This window comes from Nonomuraea recticatena (genome assembly GCF_039533245.1).
Lineage (GTDB): Bacteria > Actinomycetota > Actinomycetes > Streptosporangiales > Streptosporangiaceae > Nonomuraea > Nonomuraea roseola.
In genome coordinates this window covers 1-812 of sequence record NZ_BAAATE010000139.1, presented here as the reverse complement: position 1 = coordinate 812, position 812 = coordinate 1, and the positions used below count along the sequence as shown (strand labels likewise).

1 protein-coding gene is annotated in these 812 nt (G+C 68.2%); it reads left to right on the top strand.

Annotated features, from left to right (window positions below):
* The first annotated feature begins 192 nt into the window (after nt 1-192).
* Entirely contained in the window at nt 193-717 is a 525-nt protein-coding gene (locus tag ABFX50_RS50785; RefSeq protein ID WP_346158525.1) for a hypothetical protein, read from the top strand.
* Nucleotides 718-812: the final 95 nt, after the last annotated feature.

Sequence of the window (812 nt, the reverse complement as noted above, 5' to 3'; positions counted from 1 at the left end):
TGTCTTCCTAAGACCGCTTGGCCTCCGACTTTACCGCTCCGACCTGTACGACCACCTGTACTACGGCTGGGACCGCGTCGAAATCCAGACCGGCACCGGCCAGTCCGGGACCTGGTCCTCACGGACCGAGGTCCTGTGGTCGAACCGGCCCCTCGCGCAGCAGTCCGCTCTCTTCGAACTGGAGGCCACGGCATGAGATCTCACGACGATTGCCGAGTGGTCGGCTGTTCGGCCTGCGCCGAACGCGGACGAGTCGAGCGACCCTCGGACTTGCCCCACGTGCCCGCGCAGGATCCCCGCTCCGGCCCTGAAACCGCCGGGACGGTCGAGGACCACTGCGTCGCTTGCGGATCGTCGTTGACGATCTCCTGCGACGAGGCGCACCAGCAGCACGACACCTACCACCCGGATGGCCACGAACGGCCGCAACCGCGTTTCCGCGACGTAATGGCGGCCGCGCATCGGGCCGGGCTTCACTTCAACCGCGTCTCCGACGAGTACCGCCACGACAGCGACGACGAAGTGTGGCGACACCGGACGTACACGATCGCCTGTATTGGCCGCGAGAGCGGAGCGGGAACCCTCGTCTTGGACGTCGGGGACTGCTGGACCGCGGTGGAGATCAGCGGCCGCTGCGGGTCCGTGGACATGATCGACCCAACGCCCGCCCAGGTGCTCGCTGCCGCCCGCCTCGTCGGCCTCGGAGGCACCACATGACCCTCAACGTCGACCAAGGCCCATGCCCATGCTGCGGCCCCGAACTCGCCCTCGCCAGGCCCGTCGGCTCCGACCGGATGACCCGCAACGACCGT

Excerpts from the sequence above, each read along its gene's own strand:
- ABFX50_RS50785 (WP_346158525.1), top strand. The coding sequence starts at position 193 with ATGAGATCTCACGACGATTGCCGAGTGGTCGGCTGTTCGGCCTGCGCC.